This window comes from Vibrio sp. THAF190c, assembly GCF_009363355.1.
GTDB lineage: Bacteria > Pseudomonadota > Gammaproteobacteria > Enterobacterales > Vibrionaceae > Vibrio > Vibrio fortis_A.
Genome location: NZ_CP045338.1, coordinates 473,481 through 490,923, shown reverse-complemented (window position 1 = coordinate 490,923; position 17,443 = coordinate 473,481). Strand labels below are relative to the sequence as shown.

Below are 17,443 nucleotides of genomic sequence, written 5' to 3'. Positions count from 1 at the left end.
TTAAACTAACAACAATCTCAGACTCAGGCTAGCCCTTACGAGTACTCTTTTACTACACGCTGTAAAATCGGCACGTTTGCTTCTGGGAATTCGTAGTTTGGCAATGCTTCAATAGAAACCCACTGTCCTTGTTGTCCTTCTTTGCCATAAGGCTCCTGCTCGAAAGCAGTAACACAGATGAAATCAAATTTAAGAGACTTTTCTGGATAATCAAACTCTAGGTGTTCAAACAAGCTCTGCTCTGTCACTGTAATTCCGATCTCTTCATCTAGCTCACGAACCATGGCTTGTTCAATGGTCTCGCCCTCTTCAACCTTACCGCCTGGAAACTCCCAAAAGCCACCTTTGTGTTTGTCACTCGGACGTTTGGTAATAAAGATTTCCGATTTATCCTGATTGAAGATAATGCCCGCTACAATATGGATTCTTTTCATTGATGGTGTTCCTTCTATGTCTCTACCGTCATTCCCTACAATGAGGAACGAATTAGATAGGGAATCTGCTCTTTTGTTAGTTCGAAAGATCCCCGACTCGCTCGTCCCTCACTCTCGAGGATGACGCTATCGAAACCTTATTATTTTCACATACAAAAAGAGCCGCCTAAGCGACTCTTTATATTCTATTTGTCAGTTTTATGAAGCTAAGTTGTAGTGCTTGAGAGCAAGGCGGTGGCACGGAGCTTACGACTGTAAGTGAGTACCACCAACGCAGCTATCATGCGCTACAGCAACGATTCATTAAACTTACGCGATTTTACCGTGACATTGCTTGTACTTTTTGCCGCTGCCACATGGACATGGCTCATTACGGCCAACTTTGCGCTCATCACGTACAACTGGCTGATGCCCTTCTGCTGACTCTTCACCATCAGATAGTTGGTTTTCAGCTGAAGCGTGTTGAGCTTGTGCACGACGCGCAGCCTCTTCCGCTTGAGCTTGACGCTGCGCTTCCATCTTCTCTACTTCTTCTTGTTGTTGAACTCGAACTTTCGAAAGGATAGTAATCACGTCAGATTTAAGCACTTCTAGTAGACCTTCAAACAGCTCAAACGACTCGCGCTTGTACTCTTGTTTCGGGTTCTTCTGTGCATAACCACGTAGGTGAATACCTTGACGAAGGTGATCCATTGCCGCCAAGTGCTCTTTCCACAAACCATCAAGAGTTTGTAGCATGACAGACTTCTCGAAGTTGCGCAGAACTTGTTCACCGACCACTTCTTCTTTCTGTTTGTAAACATCAACAGCCATGCCTAGGATGCGTTCACGTAACGCTTCTTCGTATAGCTTATCGTCTTCGTCTAACCAACCTTGAATATCAAAGTCTAGGTCGAAATCGTTCTTCAGACGATCTTGAAGACCTGGGATATCCCACATGTCTTCTAGTGATTGCGGCGGGATGTATTCATCAATAACCGATGTGAACACGTCTTCACGGTTGTGTTCAATCATCTCGCTGATGTCTTCAGAGCTCATTAGCTCATCACGCAGTTCGTAAACCACTTTACGCTGATCGTTCGCTACGTCATCGTATTCTAGAAGCTGTTTACGGATATCGAAGTTGCGACCTTCAACTTTACGTTGTGCTTTTTCGATAGAGCGAGATAGCATCTTAGATTCAATCGCTTCACCCTCTTCCATACCGCTCTGGATAAGACCAGCCATACGATCAGATGTAAAGATACGCAGTAGCGAGTCTTCCATTGATAGGTAGAAACGAGAAGAACCTGCGTCACCTTGACGACCAGAACGACCACGTAGCTGGTTATCGATACGACGAGATTCGTGACGCTCAGTACCGATGATGTGTAGACCACCAGACTCTAGTACTTTGTCATGAACCACTTTCCAATCTGCTTTGATCTTGTCGATCTGCTCTTGAGTTGGATCTTGTAGTTTTTCAACTTCTGCTTGCCAGCTACCACCTAACACGATGTCGGTACCACGACCAGCCATGTTAGTTGCGATAGTCACTGCACCTGGCGTACCTGCTTGCGCTACGATTTCTGCTTCTTTTTCGTGGAACTTCGCGTTCAGTACGTTGTGCTTAATTTTGGCTTTTTTCAGAGCGTTCGACAGCAGTTCAGATTTCTCGATAGAAACCGTACCAACCAGCGATGGTTGACCTGCGGCAACGCGCTCTTTGATGTCTTCAATGATGGCATTGAACTTGTCAGCTTCAGTACGATAAACCACGTCAGGCATATCGTTACGAACCATAGGCTTGTTGGTTGGGATAACCACTGTTTCTAAGCCGTAGATCGATTGGAATTCGAATGCTTCTGTATCTGCCGTACCTGTCATACCTGACAGTTTTTCGTATAGACGGAAGAAGTTCTGGAAAGTGATCGAAGCCAGAGTTTGGTTTTCGTTCTGAATCTTAACGCCTTCTTTCGCTTCAACCGCTTGGTGCAGACCTTCAGACCAACGACGACCAGGCATAGTACGGCCAGTGTGTTCATCAACGATAACCACTTCGCCTTCTTCAGTAACGATGTAGTCTACGTTCTTCTCGAACAATACGTGTGCACGCAGTGCTGCATTAACGTGGTGTAGTAGGCTGATGTTGGTTGGAGAGTAAAGCGTGTCGCCTTCTTCCATTAGACCATTTTTCACCATTAGCTCTTCAACAAATTCCTGACCGTTTTCAGTCAGGTGAACCTGTTTAGACTTCTCGTCCATGGTGTAGTGACCTTCACCACGGTACTCTTCTGAATCTTCTTTATCTTGAAGTTCTAGGTGAGGAATCAGTGTGTTGATTCGAGTGTAAAGATCTGAGCTATCTTCGGCTGGGCCAGAGATAATAAGAGGAGTACGAGCTTCATCGATTAGGATTGAGTCCACTTCATCGACAACTGCGAAGAAGCGTTCACGTTGTACACGGTCTTCCGCGCGGAAAGCCATGTTGTCACGTAGGTAGTCAAAACCGAATTCGTTGTTTGTGCCGTATAGGATATCCGCTTGATAAGCCGCTTTTTTCTCAGGTGGAGCCATGTTTGGTACGTTAACACCAACGGTCATGCCTAAGAATTCAAATAGAGGACGGTTTGTCTCAGCATCACGCTTCGCTAGGTAGTCGTTCACCGTTACAACGTGAACACCCTTGCTTGGAAGTGCGTTTAGGTAAGCAGGTAGAGTCGCTGTTAGTGTTTTACCTTCACCAGTACGCATCTCTGCGATTTGACCAGCGTTAAGAACCATACCACCAATCAGCTGAACGTCGAAGTGACGCATGCCGTAAACACGCTTAGATGCTTCACGTACTGTTGCGAATGCTTCTGGCAGAAGTTGGTCTAGTGTTTCACCTTTGTCTAAGCGCTCACGGAACTCAACAGTTTTTGCTTTTAGCTCTTCATCAGACAGAGCCTCAAACGTTGGTTCGTAGTTATTAATTTCTTTTACAATCTTTCTAAGGCGGCGCAGTGTTCTGTCATTGCGACTGCCAATTACCTTTGTCAGCAGCTTAGTAATCATGTGCTTGGAATCTCTTCGTTCTCAGATCGTCCGCGATCTATTTTAAATGCCGTCAGTCTCTACCAGTTGTGAACTAGTGTTAGTTACGAACCAAGGATACTGAGATAAATCTAGTACCTCTGATATTGTGTTGGAGAGTAGAGTTTTCAAGGCTTGAGTTAAAATTATTGGCATCTAGTGTAAGTAATTTTCACCTCAACGACCATTTATGAGGTCATTTGTTTGATGTGGTTTGAACTTTTATTACCAATTGCCGATGGAATAAACAACCTCAAGGCTAGCCTAACGCTTATTCCAATGCTTTATCGCACTTTAGCTTTATTACAGATACAAAAAAACCAGGCGCATTGCCTGGTTTTTAAAATCTTTGATTGCAGTTTTATGCTAAAACCATTCCTGGTTCTGCAAAGGCAACTGGTGAGCCTGCTTCTTCTTCGAATGTTGCCCATTCCCAAGCTTCTGCATCAGCAAGAACTGCACGTAGAAGTTGGTTGTTTAGACCGTGACCCGATTTGTATGCACGGAACTCACCAATGATAGCGTGTCCACACATGTAAAGGTCACCAATCGCATCCAGCACTTTGTGAGTAACAAACTCGTTATCAAAACGAAGACCTTCTTCGTTAAGAATACGGTACTCATCAAGCACGATAGCGTTATCAAAGCTACCACCTAGAACTAGGTTCTGAGATTGTAGGTATTCGATGTCACGCATGAAGCCGAAAGTACGAGCGCGAGAAATCTCTTTAACAAAACCTTGTGAAGAGAAGTCAAACAGAAGACGCTGCTCATCAGCTTCAATCGCTGGGTGGTTGAAGTCGATCTCGAAGTCCATACGGAAGCCGTTAAATGGTACAAACTCTGCCCACTTATCACCGTCTTCAAAGCGTACTGGCTTTTTGATACGAATAAAACGCTTCGCTGCATTTTGAGTTTCCACACCAGCTTGCTGGATTAGATACACAAACGGGCTTGAACTACCGTCCATGATTGGAATCTCAGGAGCATCTACTTCAACAATGATGTTGTCGATACCCATACCTGCTAATGCTGCATTCAAGTGTTCAACCGTTGAAATACGCACACCTGCATCGTTTACAAGCGCTGTACACAACATAGTGTCACGAACTGAAGCTGGATCAGCTGGGAAATCTACAGGAGGGTTTACATCGGTACGACGATATACAATGCCTGTATTTGCAGCTGCCGGGCGAAGAGTAAGTGTGACTTTACGACCAGAGTGGAGACCCACACCAGTTGTTTTCACAATTTCTTTCAGAGTACGTTGTCTGATCATCTGCCTGCCTCTTATCAGTGCTACAAATCACGGCCAGTATTTACCGACCGCGAATTTTACCACTAAATTGACTATAGTCAAATATTGGTTGTTTGTTAATCAGCCTGACGTCGTAAGAATGCTGGAATATCTAAGTACCCACTCTCTTTTTCTGGCTTAGGTGCTGCACTTTGGCTAGCGCCTGTACCTGAAGAAACAGGTGACGTTGTTGGCTGTGGTTTCACTTGAGGTTTAACCTCAGTTTTTTCTTGCAATGGCTGTGCCACTTTCTCTTCCACTTTTGGTGTAGCTTGTACTGCAGCTTGTGGTTGAGGCGCCGAAGCCACTTTTGCTTTACCACCAGCAACTAACGTAATGTCTGGCTTTCTCTCAGTGCCAATACCTGTTGCTACCACAGTTACGCGGATTTCGTCCGTCATATCTGGGTCTAGAGAAGTACCGATTACTACTGTTGCATTATCAGAAGCAAAGGCCTTAACTGTGTTACCTACGGTCTCGAACTCATCTAGACGCATATCTAGACCAGCTGTGATGTTAACAAGCACACCACGAGCGCCCGCTAGGTCGATGTCTTCTAGTAATGGGCTAGAAATTGCCGTTTCAGCCGCTTCCTCTGCACGGTCTTCGCCTTTCGCGATGCCGCTACCCATCATTGCATGACCCATTTCCGACATTACAGTGCGTACGTCCGCAAAGTCGACGTTAATCATGCCAGGGCGAGTAATTAGCTCAGCAATACCTTGAACCGCGTTCTTAAGAACATCGTTCGCGCTTGCGAATGCTTCTAGTAGTGTTACACCACGACCCAGTACTTTCAGTAGCTTCTCATTTGGAATCGTAATCAATGAATCCACATGTTTAGAAAGCTCTTCAATACCTTGTTCAGCAAACGCTAGACGCTTTTTACCTTCGAAGCTAAATGGCTTAGTTACAACAGCGACTGTTAGTACGCCCAGCTCTTTTGCTACTTCAGCAATCACTGGAGCGGCACCAGTACCTGTACCACCACCCATACCAGCTGCGATAAATACCATATCGGCGCCAGTTAGAACTTCTTTAATTCTTTCTCGGTCTTCGAGAGCTGCATCACGGCCAACTTGTGGGTTTGCGCCAGCGCCCAGACCCTTAGTGATGTCACCACCAATTTGGATCACGCTGCTCACGCTAGTTTTGCGAAGTGCTTGAGCATCAGTGTTTACGCTAATGAACTCAACACCTTCAATTGACTCACGTACCATGTGCTCAACAGCGTTACCGCCACCGCCACCAACTCCAACGACTTTAATTACTGCATCGTCAGACATTTCCATCATCGGTTCAAACATGTGTTATCTCCGTTTTTCCTGCAACTCAGGTTAAAACTCTTTTTGTATCCAATTACGCAATTTACCGAACAAACCTGTCATCGAAGGCGCGCTACGCTTTGGTTCGCTGTAATCGCCTTCATCGTTTATTTGGCAGTCTCTTGCGTAATGAAGTAAACCAACCGCCGTAGAATGATACGGCTCTTTAACATAATCGGTTAAGCCACTAACTTCTAACGGCTTACCCACTCGAACTTGATTGCGGAAAACGCGTTCCGCACACTCTACTAATCCTTCAATCTGTGCAGCACCACCAGTTAAAACTACACCGGCAGCAAGATGATGTTTAATACCCTCATCTCTTAACTGTAGTTGAACAGTATCAATAGTTTGGTTAACAAGCCCCATTAATTCTGTATAACGTGGTTCAATCACCTCAGAAAGTGTCTGTCTTTGCAAACTACGAGATGGTCGACCACCAACACTTGGGACGTTAACTGAGTCATCCTTGCTTACGAGTTCACTCAGAGCGCAACCGTGGTTTACTTTGATCTCTTCGGCATCACTTACGGGTGTACCGAATGCGAAGGCAATATCACTGGTTACTGCATTTCCTGCGTAGGAAAAGACTTCTGTGTGTCGCAGTGCACCACCGGTCCAAATGGAGATATCCATCGTCCCTGCACCAATATCAACCACACACACTCCAAGCTCTCTCTCGTCTTCAGTGATTACCGCATTACTTGAGGCAAGCCCTGAAAACACGATCTGCTCTACTGTGAGACCACATCGTTCAACAGCTTTAATAATGTTTCTCGCCATATCGCTGTGGCAAGAAATCAGGTGAACACTCACTTCCATTCGAACCCCAGATAAGCCAAGTGGGTTCTTAATTCCCTCTTGGTAATCGATGGTAAATTCTTGTGGAATCACGTGCAGAATTCTCTGCTCGTCACCTATTTTAATTGATTTCGCGGTATGGATTGCTCGATCCATATCGTCTTGTGACACTTCCTCATCCGAGATGGTGCCCATGCCTTTTTCAATTCGGCTTGCGATGTGCTTACCCGATAGTGAGATAAATACATTGCTGATTTGGCATTCAGCCATCAGTTCCGCTTGATCAATAGCACGCTGAACCGATTTCACTACCGACTCTAGGTCGTTAACACCGCCTTTATCCATACCTCTGGATGGGCTCTGCCCAGATCCAATGATATTGATTTGACCATCAGGCAGTACCTCACCTACTAGAGCTGATATGGTTGCAGTGCCTATATCAAGACCAACAATTATGTTGTCATCTGCGGCCTTAGTCATCTGTACTCTCTTCTAACTCTTGCTCTGGAAACCAGCCTACAGCGGCTCCCGTATCATACCTGAGGTCGATGTAGCTCACTCGATTCGCTTTATCACCTAACTCGTTATAAAGCGAAATAAAGCGCTCAACACGCTCATCTAAAGAATCTTTACCTAGCTCTAGGCGAATGCCGTTGTCTAGGATGATTTGCCATGCTCTACGTTCATTCAGAACCAATGAAGTGACACTCAATCCCACGCTATTGATCAGCGGGGTAATCTGACGCCACTTGGCGATCACTTCTTGACTCGAATCTTGAGGGCCATAGAGTTTGACTCTGTCACCTTCAAGTTGGCCTATATCTCCATTAAACACATCGCCATTTTCGTTTAGCAGCATGTTGCCGTTCCAAATCGCGGCAGCTTGATGCTCAGTCAGAAAAACTTTAATCGTGTCAGGCCATTGCTTACGAATAGAGACAACAGATACCCAAGGAAGTGCCTCTAAACTGTCTTGTAACACATCAATGTCTTGAGACATGAAGGTTCCAATATGTTCAAGCTGGCTAAACGCATGCTGAACATCACTGGCGGAGACATATGTTAAGTCGCCTTGAAGTACAATTTTAGAGAGGGGCAATCGTTGATCGTCCCACATCCAACTCAGAGTGGTATAGAAAAGAAACCCAATGAAAAGCACTACCAAAATCAGAAAAGAACCACCAAGGGCGTGTTTCTTTAACGATGGTAAGCTGAATAGGTGGCGGTTTTCGCTGAAAGTACTTTCTACCAAAACCCGCAGTCCCTGTCGTTGGTTCGCAATTCTATTCCCTATCTTTTCGTAATAGAGGTAAAAGCACTTACTTTAACCTATGAATTATACTGAGCAAAATCAAACTATCAAACGTTGATAATCAGATTTTTGGTTAAATTTGGGTCAAGCGCAAGAAGTGAGCGCTCGACCACAGTATGTGAGAACTTATTCTATTAAGCGCTCTGCATTTTATTAATGTCTAACTGCAGCGCTTCAAGCTGTTTCGCTACACGGCCAACATCGCCTGCGCCTTGTGTTAACACGAGGTCACCACCTTGGATAACATTGGCTAACGTCGAAGGTAGCGCAGTAATGTCTGAGACAAAAATAGGGTCGATTTTACCGCGGCCACGAATGGTTCGGCTCAACGCACGGCCATCAGCGCCAGCAATCGGTTTTTCACCTGCTGAGTAGACATCAAGCAAAATTAAAACGTCAACCTGCTCAAGAACGTTAGCAAAATCATCGAACAGATCTCGGGTGCGACTATAACGGTGCGGTTGGAATATCATAACCAGACGCTTATCTTCCCAACCACTGCGTGCTGCTTGAATGGTCACGTCGACCTCAGTTGGGTGATGACCGTAATCATCTACCAGCATTGCCACACCTTTACCAGTTTCGTATTCACCTAAGTGATCAAAACGGCGACCAGTACCCTGAGTGCCAGCCATTGCTTTCAGGATTGCTTCATCGCTGATGTCATCTTCTGTAGCTACAGCAATCGCAGCTGATGCATTCAATGCATTGTGGCGTCCTGGGATGTTAAGTGTGATATCCAAATTCGCTTTGCCTTCACGAACTACCGTGAATTTGCCTTGTTGACCTTCTTGGCGGTAGTTCTCAATACGCACATCAGCATCTTCAGAGAAACCGTAAGTGATCACTTGGCGACTTACTTGAGGGATAAGCTCACGTACCACTGGATCATCAACACACATGACAGCCTGACCGTAAAACGGCAGGTTGTGTAGGAAGTCGATGAAGGTCTGCTTTAACGTTTCGAAGTCACCACCGTAGGTATCCATATGGTCAGCTTCGATGTTGGTCACGATGCTTACCATAGGTTGCAGGTGTAAAAATGATGCATCACTCTCGTCAGCCTCTGCAATCAAGATGCGGCTTGAGCCTAGACGAGCATTAGTACCCGCACTTTTTACCAGACCGCCGTTAACGAAGGTTGGATCAAGACCCGCTTCAGAGTAAATCTGTGTAACCAGAGCCGTCGTGGTTGTTTTACCGTGCGTACCAGCCACGGCAATACCATGACGAAAGCGCATTAGCTCTGCGAGCATCTCTGCACGACGTACAATCGGTGTGCGTGCTTCACGAGCCGCAACGATCTCTGGGTTCTCTTCGTTGATTGCAGTCGAAACAACCACCACACTTGCGTTAGCAACATTACTCGCTTGATGGCCAATGTAGACCGTTGCACCCTTGCTAACCAAACGCTCTGTTACTGGGTTTTGAGCAATATCAGAACCCGTAATCTGGTAGCCTTCGTTTAGCAAGACTTCAGCAATCCCGCTCATACCTGCGCCACCAATACCGATGAAGTGGATAGATTTCACTCGGCGCATCTCTGGCACCATTGCACGGATCTGCGCTAAGTCTTGCGTATGTTCAATCGTCATCAAATTTATCTCGTTATTTTGCTAAAGCTTGAATGGCTTTAGCGACGGTCACATCAGCGTCCAGCTTCGCCGCTTGGCGTGCCTTTGTTGCCATCGTTTTTAATTCATTTCTGTCTAGCTGAGCGATAGTATTCGCTAGCTTTTCTGCCGTTAGATCTGGCTGTTCGATCATCAACGCAGCGCCGCAATCAACTAAGTGATCGGCATTAAGCGCTTGCTGGCGGTCTTTATGCATGAAAGGCACAAAGATAGAGCCAACACCTGCAGCAGAGACTTCAGACACTGTTAACGCACCTGAACGACACACTAATAGATCTGCCCATGCATAGGCTTGCGCTACATCATCAATAAATTCAGTCACTTGAACATTGTTCACAGAATGAGAATTATATTGTTCAATCACTTGCTGTTGATTGTTTTTGCCTGCTTGGTGCATCACTGTGAAGCCTTCACCAAGCTGGCCCAAAGCCACTGGTAAGGTATCATTGAGGATCTTGGCACCTTGGCTACCGCCCATAACTAGGATACGGATATCACCGTCACGTTGCGCCATGCGCTCACTTGGCTCAGGCAATGCAACAACATCTTCACGTACCGGGTTACCCACAACATCCGCGCTAGGGAATGCGCCCGGGAACGCTTGAAACACCTTTTTCGCGATCTTAGATAGCCATTGGTTGGTTAAACCGGCCACTGCATTCTGCTCATGCAGCACTACTGGAATACCCGATAACCAAGCTGCGATGCCACCTGGACCACTCACATAGCCACCCATGCCAAGCACCACATCTGGCTGCCACGCCTTAATGTGTTGCTTTGCTTGAAGTATGGCATTAATAATTTGGAAAGGCGCTTTAATTAACTTAGCGATGCCTTGGCCTCGCAGCCCTTTCACCTTAATGAAATCAATCTCGATACCGTGCTTTGGCACCAGATCCGCTTCCATACGATCAGCCGTACCTAGCCAGCGAATCTCCCAACCTTGTTGCTGTAGCTTTTTAGCGACCGCTAAGCCTGGAAAAACGTGACCGCCGGTACCACCAGCCATCACCAATAATCTTTTGTTCTTTTTCATGCTGTTACTATTCATTTAGTTCGTTCTGATGCTCAGCATCCTGTTGTTCTATTAGGCGACATTCATGGTCAATCCGCAGCAACATAGATACCGCGACTGACATGATGATCAAGCTGGAGCCACCATAACTGATCAGTGGAAGAGTCAGGCCCTTGGTCGGTACGATACCCGATGCCGCACCAACGTTAACCAAGGTTTGGAAAGCAAACCAAATACCGATGCCAAAAGCGAGATAACCGCTAAACACCTGATCGTTTTCAAAGGCTTTCTTACCAATAAAAATCGCTTTGAAAACCAGACTGAAGATCAGCATCAATACCAAGGTCACACCCACAAAACCGAGCTCTTCGGCAAGTACAGCGAATACGAAGTCGGTATGCGCCTCCGGTAAGTACTCAAGTTTTTGAATCGAGTTGCCTAAGCCTTGCCCCATCCAATCCCCACGACCAAATGCCATCAGAGATTGTGTTAACTGGTAGCCACTACCAAATGGATCATTCCAGGGCTCCCAGAATGAAGTCACACGTCGCACACGGTAAGGCTCTATCACAATCAAGCCAACAACCGCAGCCACACCAGCAACCATAAGAGCGATAAACTGCGACAGTTTTGCACCGGCAATGAACAGCATGCCAAACAGAGTCACCAGCATTACAACCACCGTACCTAAGTCGGGCTGGCCGAGTAGCAACACTGCAAAGGCACCAAACACCATAATGGGTTTAGCAAAACCACCGAAGAAGGTCTTTCTCACTTCGTCTTGCTTACGAACCAAGTAACCGGCCATGAAGATAAACAGCGACAGTTTTGCCACTTCGGCAGGCTGGAGATTGAATAACCCCAAAGGAATCCAACGCGATGCGCCGTTCACCGACTTACCAACAGCCAATACCACTATCAACAAGAAAAAGGATAATCCCAGTAGATACATACTGTATTGAAGCCAGCGCTTCATCGGGATTTGCAATATCACACTGGATACTCCCAACGCGAGCAGCAAAAAGATCGCATGGCGGAACATAAAGTGAAAAGGCTGATCGGTTAAACGAGCACTGATTGGGAACGAAGCAGACGTCACCATTACCAACCCAGTCAGCATCAGCCCAAGCGCGATCCAGACCAATTGACGATCATAAAGCGCCTCTGGCGTAGAGCGGTTAAGCCATTGCCAAATTGAGTGGTTGAGCTGTCTCACTTTCTGCACTGGGTTCCAGTCCTTTAACGATTATGCGTACTTTTGAGCAAGCTCGGTGAATGCATCACCTCTTGCCATGAAATTACTAAACTGATCGAAGCTTGCACACGCAGGCGACAACATCACCATATCTCCCGCTACTAGCTTTGGTGAAACGGTTTCGATAATCTGCTGCATGGTGTCAAACTTTTGTGCCGATGGATGCAGAGGCATAAACTGGTCAGCATCTTCACCAAAACAGCACAGTTTAACGCGTGCGATATTGTTAAGTACCGGTGCAAGTTCACTGAAGTCTGCCCCTTTACCCACACCACCGACTAACAAATAAAGTGTTCCTGCGCACTCTAGACCAGACAAAGCCGCTAACGTGCTGGCAACATTGGTCGCCTTAGAATCATTAACCCACTTCACATCGCGCTTGTCTGCGACGACTTGGCAACGATGAGTCAGGCCGTTATATGCTTTCAATGCATCAAGACTGTTGGCGTAGTCGATGTTTGCCAGTTTGAGTAGTGCCAAAGAAACCAAGGCATTTGATACATTGTGTCGACCTACCAGAGTGAGGTCTTGGCTGCGAATAACTGGCGCACCATGATCAATGAGCCACTCTTCGCCATCAATCACATCAACGCCGAACTCTTGGTTATCAAATCCGAAGCTTACGACCTGTTGTGAATCCAGTGGATAGGTTTCGCGATCATCACGGTTTACTAGTGCGTATTGCGCATGTTTGAAGATACGGCGCTTAGCATCACAGTAGTCGGCCATGCCTTGATAGCGATCCATGTGATCTTCAGAGAGGTTCAAGAACGCTGCTGCCGCTAATTTAAGACTTGATGTGGTCTCTAACTGGAAGCTCGACAATTCTAAGACATAGAGCTCGGCATCTTGTTCAAGTAGATCCAGAGCTGGTACACCGATGTTACCACCAACGCCCACCTTAAGACCTGCAGCTTTGGCAAGCACACCGGTAAGATCTGTCACAGTGCTCTTACCGTTGGAGCCCGTGATTGCCACGACAGGCTTCTCAACTGCCCAAGCGAATAATTCAATATCACCCACAACAGCACCACCGCGTGCCAACACAGTTTGAATCTCTGGTGTTGCCAGTGCGATACCTGGGTTTGCAACGACAAGGTCGGCTTGTGCTAACCATTCGTTTTGCCAACTCCCAGAATGCAGAGCAACACCATCAGGCAGTGACTCTTTGCCCGGTGGATTATCGCGAGTGTCGATCACTCTCACCGTGCAGTGAGGCTGATATTTTACAAGATGTTTAACGACAGAGAGCCCGGTAATACCGAGCCCTACAACCACTACATTTTGAATATTTTGCCAAGGTTCCATTTAAACAAGACGCTCTTAATGTGGATAAAGCCCCGTATTAACGAGGCTTAAAGTGGAATTAACGAACTTTCAGTGTCGCTAGACCAATCAAAACAAGAACCATTGAAATGATCCAAAAACGCACGATTACACGCGGTTCTGGCCAGCCTTTCAGCTCGTAGTGGTGGTGAATTGGTGCCATACGGAAAATACGCTGACCGCGTAGCTTGTAAGAGCCTACCTGTAAGATTACTGATAGCGTCTCCATTACAAATACACCGCCCATAATAACCAGTACCAACTCCTGGCGAACCAATACCGCGATAGTACCTAAAGCACCACCGAGTGCTAGAGAGCCGACATCGCCCATGAATACTTGCGCTGGGTAGGTGTTAAACCATAGGAAACCAAGGCCAGCACCGACAATAGCGGTACATACAACAACCAGCTCAGACGTAAACGGGATATATGGAATATGTAGGTATTCAGCAAAGTTAACGTTACCCGTCGCCCATGCAATAACCGCAAAGCCAGCAGCTACCATTACCGTTGGCATGATTGCTAGACCGTCTAGACCATCTGTTAGGTTAACCGCATTACTGGTACCCACGATAACAAAGTACGTCAACACAATGTAGAGTAAGCCAAGCTGTGGCATCACATCTTTGAAGAAAGGTACTACTAGCTGAGTCGCTGCTGTATCTTGACCGTGTGCGTACAATGCAAACGCCACAACCAGCGCAATCGCTGATTGCCAGAAGTACTTCCAGCGAGCAATTAGGCCATCGGTGTTCTTACGGACAACTTTACGATAGTCATCAACAAAACCGACCGCACCATAACCGCCAAGTACTGCCATCACAGCCCATACATAAGGGTTAGAAAGATCTGCCCACAACAGGACAGTAATGATGATCGCAGCCAAGATCATCACCCCCCCCATGGTTGGGGTACCGCGTTTGCTGAAGTGAGATTCAGGACCGTCATTACGAACAACTTGACCGATTTGCAGCATTTGTAGACGCTCGATTAAACGAGGTCCCATCCACAGTGACAAGCATAGAGCCGTTAAAATACTCGCGATTGCTCGAAACGAAAGATATTCAAACAAACGAAAAAACGAAAAGTGTGGCTGTAGCAGCTCTGCAAGCCAAATAATCATGAAAAGTTCTCCTTTAAAGCAGCGGCAATTTTACTCATTCCTGCACTGTTTGCGCCTTTAACTAACAGTGTGTGCGACGCATTATTTGGCAAGCTTAACTGCTGCTCTATATGTGCGATCATCGCTTGATGCGTGGCGAAGTGAATGCCGTTGCAGACCTCACTGATCACCTTTGTATCATCACCGTAAGTGAGTACATGCTCAAAAGCGAATGGGGCAGCATATTCACCGACTTGACGGTGAAGTGCAAGGCTTTCATCGCCTAATTCAGCCATATTGCCTAAAATCAGCCAACGCTGCCCTTTAAAGCTCGACAACAGTTTTGCCGCCGCCTTCATCGCAGGCACGCTGGCATTGTAACTGTCGTCAATTAGCTTAATTTGTTCACTCAGCTGTTGAACCTCAACGCGGCCCTTTACTGAGTTTAAGTTTTTTAAACCAGTCTGAATGTCATTCAAACTCGCACCAAACTGGATACTTAATGCAGCTGCACAAAGCGCATTTGCCACATTATGTTGACCTATGATACCTAGCTCAATAGCGATACCCCCTTGTGGGGTGTGCATTGTAAAACAGGCTTCGCCTTGCTCATTAAGCTCAACTTCATCGGCAAAGTAATCGGCCTCAGGGTTTACATCTGAAAAGGTAAGCACCGACTTATCTACCAAGACTTCTTCCCAATATGCACCACCATTACTCTCTAAGTTGACGATGGCGGTATCACCAGCAGAGAGGCCTTGGTAAATTTCACCCTTGGCTTGCTTAACACCATCCATTGAGCCAAAGCCTTCAAGGTGCGCTGCGGCAACATTATTTACCACCGCCACTTGCGGCTTCACAAGTTGTGTCGTGTAAGCAATCTCACCGATGTGGTTAGCACCAAGCTCAATCACAGCGAAGTCATCACTTGGCTCGCTGCGCAGTAACGTCAGAGGTACCCCAATATCATTATTGAAGTTGCCCGCGGTAAACAGTACTTTTCCGCGCTGTTGTAGAATGCTAGCAACCATCTCTTTGACGGTGGTTTTGCCACAACTACCTGTGATAGCCATGGTTGGCACTTCACATTGAGCATGTACCCATGCACTCAACTGACCCAACGCAAGTTTAGTATCCTCAACAACCACTTGAGTAATATTTAGGTCAAGTTTTCGTTCGACTAACAACGCGCTGGCTTGTGCTTCGACCGCTTGATGGCAAAAGTCATGCGCATCAAATCGCTCGCCAACCAAAGCCACGAACAGAGCACCACTTTGAACGGTACGTGTATCTGTAGATACCGAATGAATCATGGTCGCCTTCCCTGCTTCCGCTGATTCAATTAGTTCACCATTAACTGCCTGACAGACCTGTTCTAGTGATACATCAATCATTGTGAATACCTAATAATTGCAGTGCTGACTCTCGGTCAGAGTAGTGCACAGTTTCATCTTTTAATACTTGGTAATCCTCATGGCCCTTACCTGCCAGTAGGATAATGTCATTGTTACCAGCTTGCTCAAGGGCAAACTTCACCGCTTGATAGCGATCATGCTCAACGTATGCGGTTTGAGGCTGCTTAAGCCCCACCAGCATATCTTTGACGATTTCCGCCGGGTCTTCGCTGCGAGGGTTATCATCAGAGATAATGATCTTGTCGGCGAACTGTTCCGCTGTCTCCGCCATCATCGGACGCTTGCCTTTATCTCGATCGCCACCGCAACCAAAAATGGCCCATAAGTTACCAGAGCAATGCACGCGCAGTGCAGCTAATGCTTTTTCCAGTGCATCAGGCGTGTGCGCATAATCAACCACAACCTTGGCTTTTTGCGGCGCTTGGAATAGTTCCATACGGCCGATCACAGGCTGTAACTTGGGTGCACTATCAACCAGTTGTTGTTTATCAATACCTAAAGCAAGCAGTGTTGCGAACGCCACCAAAACATTAGATGCATTAAATTGACCAATCAAAGGTACCTGCAGCGACCCCGTGCCCCACGCACCATCGAAATCCATGCAGATGCCAGTTTCAGCATAAGCCACGTTTGAGGCCCACACTGCATTGGCACAGTCAGAGATTGGACTCAGCGATACTGCTACGGCATCGGGTAATTCTGATAACCACGCCAAACCCACTGGGTCATCGGCATTAATGATGGCGTGCTGGCAGTGATGCTTGGTAAACAGACTCTGTTTGGCTAACGCGTACTCTTCCATCGTGCCATGATAGTCAAGGTGGTCTCGACTCAGGTTGGTAAAAACACCGGCTGCGAATTTGAGTGCTTTAACACGGCCTTGAACCAAGCCGTGTGATGAGATTTCCATTGCAGTATAGGCCGCATTTTGAGCCGATAATTCACTCAAAGTACGTTGAATTTCAATCGCGCTACCCGTGGTATTTTTTGCGGTTTGCAGGTCGTCAAGAAAACCATTCCCTGTCGTGCCCATAACACCAGAGCGCTGACCAACTAAATCAAGCCACTGAGCGATAAGTTGAGTAATTGTGGTTTTGCCATTGGTGCCTGTCACGCCAATCAGCTGAGTCGCATCTGATTGATAGACACGACCAGCCAGAGCAGAGAGCTCTTGATTCAGATCTTGGACATGAGCGATAGCGACGCCATTACGTAACTCAACACTGCCATGAACATGCTCTTCGCACGCTTGAGCAATGACAGCGCTGGCACCCAAGTCGATGGCTTTGTCGATAAAATGGCGTCCATCAACAGCATGGCCAATAACAGCAACGAAAATGTCCCCCGAACTTACCGCTCGGCTATCTAACTCAAGGTGCGTGACCTCGACTTCCGCTAGTTCAGCGCAGTCAAATGGCCCCCAAGGGCTCAGTAAGTTAGACAGTGTTAGGCTATTACTCATATCGAATCCTG

General features: G+C 46.7%; 13 protein-coding genes. All 13 read right to left on the bottom strand.

The window, feature by feature from the left end; all coding sequences use genetic code 11:
* Positions 1 to 35 precede the first annotated feature (35 nt).
* The 13 genes from mutT to murE all read right to left on the bottom strand — a co-directional run bounded on the left by mutT (position 36) and on the right by murE (position 17,432).
* Positions 36 to 434, bottom strand: a complete 399-nt coding sequence (gene mutT / locus FIV04_RS02220) for an 8-oxo-dGTP diphosphatase MutT (RefSeq protein ID WP_152468147.1) — start codon at positions 432 to 434, stop codon at positions 36 to 38.
* A gap of 309 nt (positions 435 to 743) precedes the next feature.
* Positions 744 to 3,470 (bottom strand): preprotein translocase subunit SecA, encoded by a 2,727-nt coding sequence (gene secA, locus FIV04_RS02215; RefSeq protein ID WP_032553124.1) that lies wholly within the window; start codon positions 3,468 to 3,470, stop codon positions 744 to 746.
* Between the two features lie 379 nt (positions 3,471 to 3,849).
* Complete coding sequence (gene lpxC, locus FIV04_RS02210; RefSeq protein ID WP_032553123.1) at positions 3,850 to 4,767, bottom strand: UDP-3-O-acyl-N-acetylglucosamine deacetylase; 918 nt, start codon at positions 4,765 to 4,767, stop codon at positions 3,850 to 3,852.
* A gap of 95 nt (positions 4,768 to 4,862) precedes the next feature.
* Positions 4,863 to 6,092 (bottom strand): cell division protein FtsZ, encoded by a 1,230-nt coding sequence (ftsZ, locus tag FIV04_RS02205; protein WP_152468146.1) that lies wholly within the window; start codon positions 6,090 to 6,092, stop codon positions 4,863 to 4,865.
* Between the two features lie 30 nt (positions 6,093 to 6,122).
* The gene (gene ftsA, locus FIV04_RS02200; protein WP_032553121.1) at positions 6,123 to 7,391 is read right to left on the bottom strand and encodes a cell division protein FtsA; all 1,269 of its coding nucleotides are present in this window, start codon (positions 7,389 to 7,391) and stop codon (positions 6,123 to 6,125) included.
* Positions 7,384 to 8,163, bottom strand: a complete 780-nt coding sequence (locus FIV04_RS02195; RefSeq protein WP_032553120.1) for a cell division protein FtsQ/DivIB — start codon at positions 8,161 to 8,163, stop codon at positions 7,384 to 7,386. Before FIV04_RS02195 ends, ftsA begins: the two co-directional genes overlap by 8 nt.
* A gap of 194 nt (positions 8,164 to 8,357) precedes the next feature.
* The gene (murC, locus tag FIV04_RS02185; RefSeq protein WP_152468145.1) at positions 8,358 to 9,818 is read right to left on the bottom strand and encodes a UDP-N-acetylmuramate--L-alanine ligase; all 1,461 of its coding nucleotides are present in this window, start codon (positions 9,816 to 9,818) and stop codon (positions 8,358 to 8,360) included.
* A gap of 13 nt (positions 9,819 to 9,831) precedes the next feature.
* On the bottom strand, positions 9,832 to 10,893 hold the full coding sequence (gene murG / locus FIV04_RS02180; protein ID WP_152468144.1) for an undecaprenyldiphospho-muramoylpentapeptide beta-N-acetylglucosaminyltransferase: 1,062 nt from the start codon (positions 10,891 to 10,893) through the stop codon (positions 9,832 to 9,834).
* A gap of 7 nt (positions 10,894 to 10,900) precedes the next feature.
* Entirely contained in the window at positions 10,901 to 12,097 is a 1,197-nt protein-coding gene (gene ftsW, locus FIV04_RS02175) for a cell division protein FtsW (protein WP_150895840.1), read from the bottom strand.
* Positions 12,098 to 12,118: 21 nt separating this feature from the next.
* The gene (gene murD / locus FIV04_RS02170; RefSeq protein ID WP_152468143.1) at positions 12,119 to 13,435 is read right to left on the bottom strand and encodes a UDP-N-acetylmuramoyl-L-alanine--D-glutamate ligase; all 1,317 of its coding nucleotides are present in this window, start codon (positions 13,433 to 13,435) and stop codon (positions 12,119 to 12,121) included.
* Positions 13,436 to 13,493: 58 nt separating this feature from the next.
* Positions 13,494 to 14,576: a phospho-N-acetylmuramoyl-pentapeptide-transferase gene (mraY, locus tag FIV04_RS02165; RefSeq protein ID WP_032553116.1), complete on the bottom strand. Its 1,083-nt coding sequence runs from the start codon at positions 14,574 to 14,576 to the stop codon at positions 13,494 to 13,496.
* Positions 14,573 to 15,949 carry a UDP-N-acetylmuramoyl-tripeptide--D-alanyl-D-alanine ligase gene (murF, locus tag FIV04_RS02160; protein ID WP_152468142.1) on the bottom strand — a complete coding sequence of 459 codons (1,377 nt, stop codon included), beginning with the start codon at positions 15,947 to 15,949 and terminating at the stop codon, positions 14,573 to 14,575. Before murF ends, mraY begins: the two co-directional genes overlap by 4 nt.
* Entirely contained in the window at positions 15,942 to 17,432 is a 1,491-nt protein-coding gene (murE, locus tag FIV04_RS02155) for a UDP-N-acetylmuramoyl-L-alanyl-D-glutamate--2,6-diaminopimelate ligase (RefSeq protein WP_152468141.1), read from the bottom strand. Before murE ends, murF begins: the two co-directional genes overlap by 8 nt.
* Between the last annotated feature and the right edge of the window lie 11 nt (positions 17,433 to 17,443).

Coding starts and splice junctions, on each gene's coding strand:
- mutT (WP_152468147.1), bottom strand. CDS start 434: ATGAAAAGAATCCATATTGTAGCGGGCATTATCTTCAATCAGGATAAA.
- secA (WP_032553124.1), bottom strand. CDS start 3,470: ATGATTACTAAGCTGCTGACAAAGGTAATTGGCAGTCGCAATGACAGA.
- lpxC (WP_032553123.1), bottom strand. CDS start 4,767: ATGATCAGACAACGTACTCTGAAAGAAATTGTGAAAACAACTGGTGTG.
- ftsZ (WP_152468146.1), bottom strand. CDS start 6,092: ATGTTTGAACCGATGATGGAAATGTCTGACGATGCAGTAATTAAAGTC.
- ftsA (WP_032553121.1), bottom strand. CDS start 7,391: ATGACTAAGGCCGCAGATGACAACATAATTGTTGGTCTTGATATAGGC.
- murC (WP_152468145.1), bottom strand. CDS start 9,818: ATGACGATTGAACATACGCAAGACTTAGCGCAGATCCGTGCAATGGTG.
- murG (WP_152468144.1), bottom strand. CDS start 10,893: ATGAAAAAGAACAAAAGATTATTGGTGATGGCTGGTGGTACCGGCGGT.
- murD (WP_152468143.1), bottom strand. CDS start 13,435: ATGGAACCTTGGCAAAATATTCAAAATGTAGTGGTTGTAGGGCTCGGT.
- mraY (WP_032553116.1), bottom strand. CDS start 14,576: ATGATTATTTGGCTTGCAGAGCTGCTACAGCCACACTTTTCGTTTTTT.
- murF (WP_152468142.1), bottom strand. CDS start 15,949: ATGATTGATGTATCACTAGAACAGGTCTGTCAGGCAGTTAATGGTGAA.
- murE (WP_152468141.1), bottom strand. CDS start 17,432: ATGAGTAATAGCCTAACACTGTCTAACTTACTGAGCCCTTGGGGGCCA.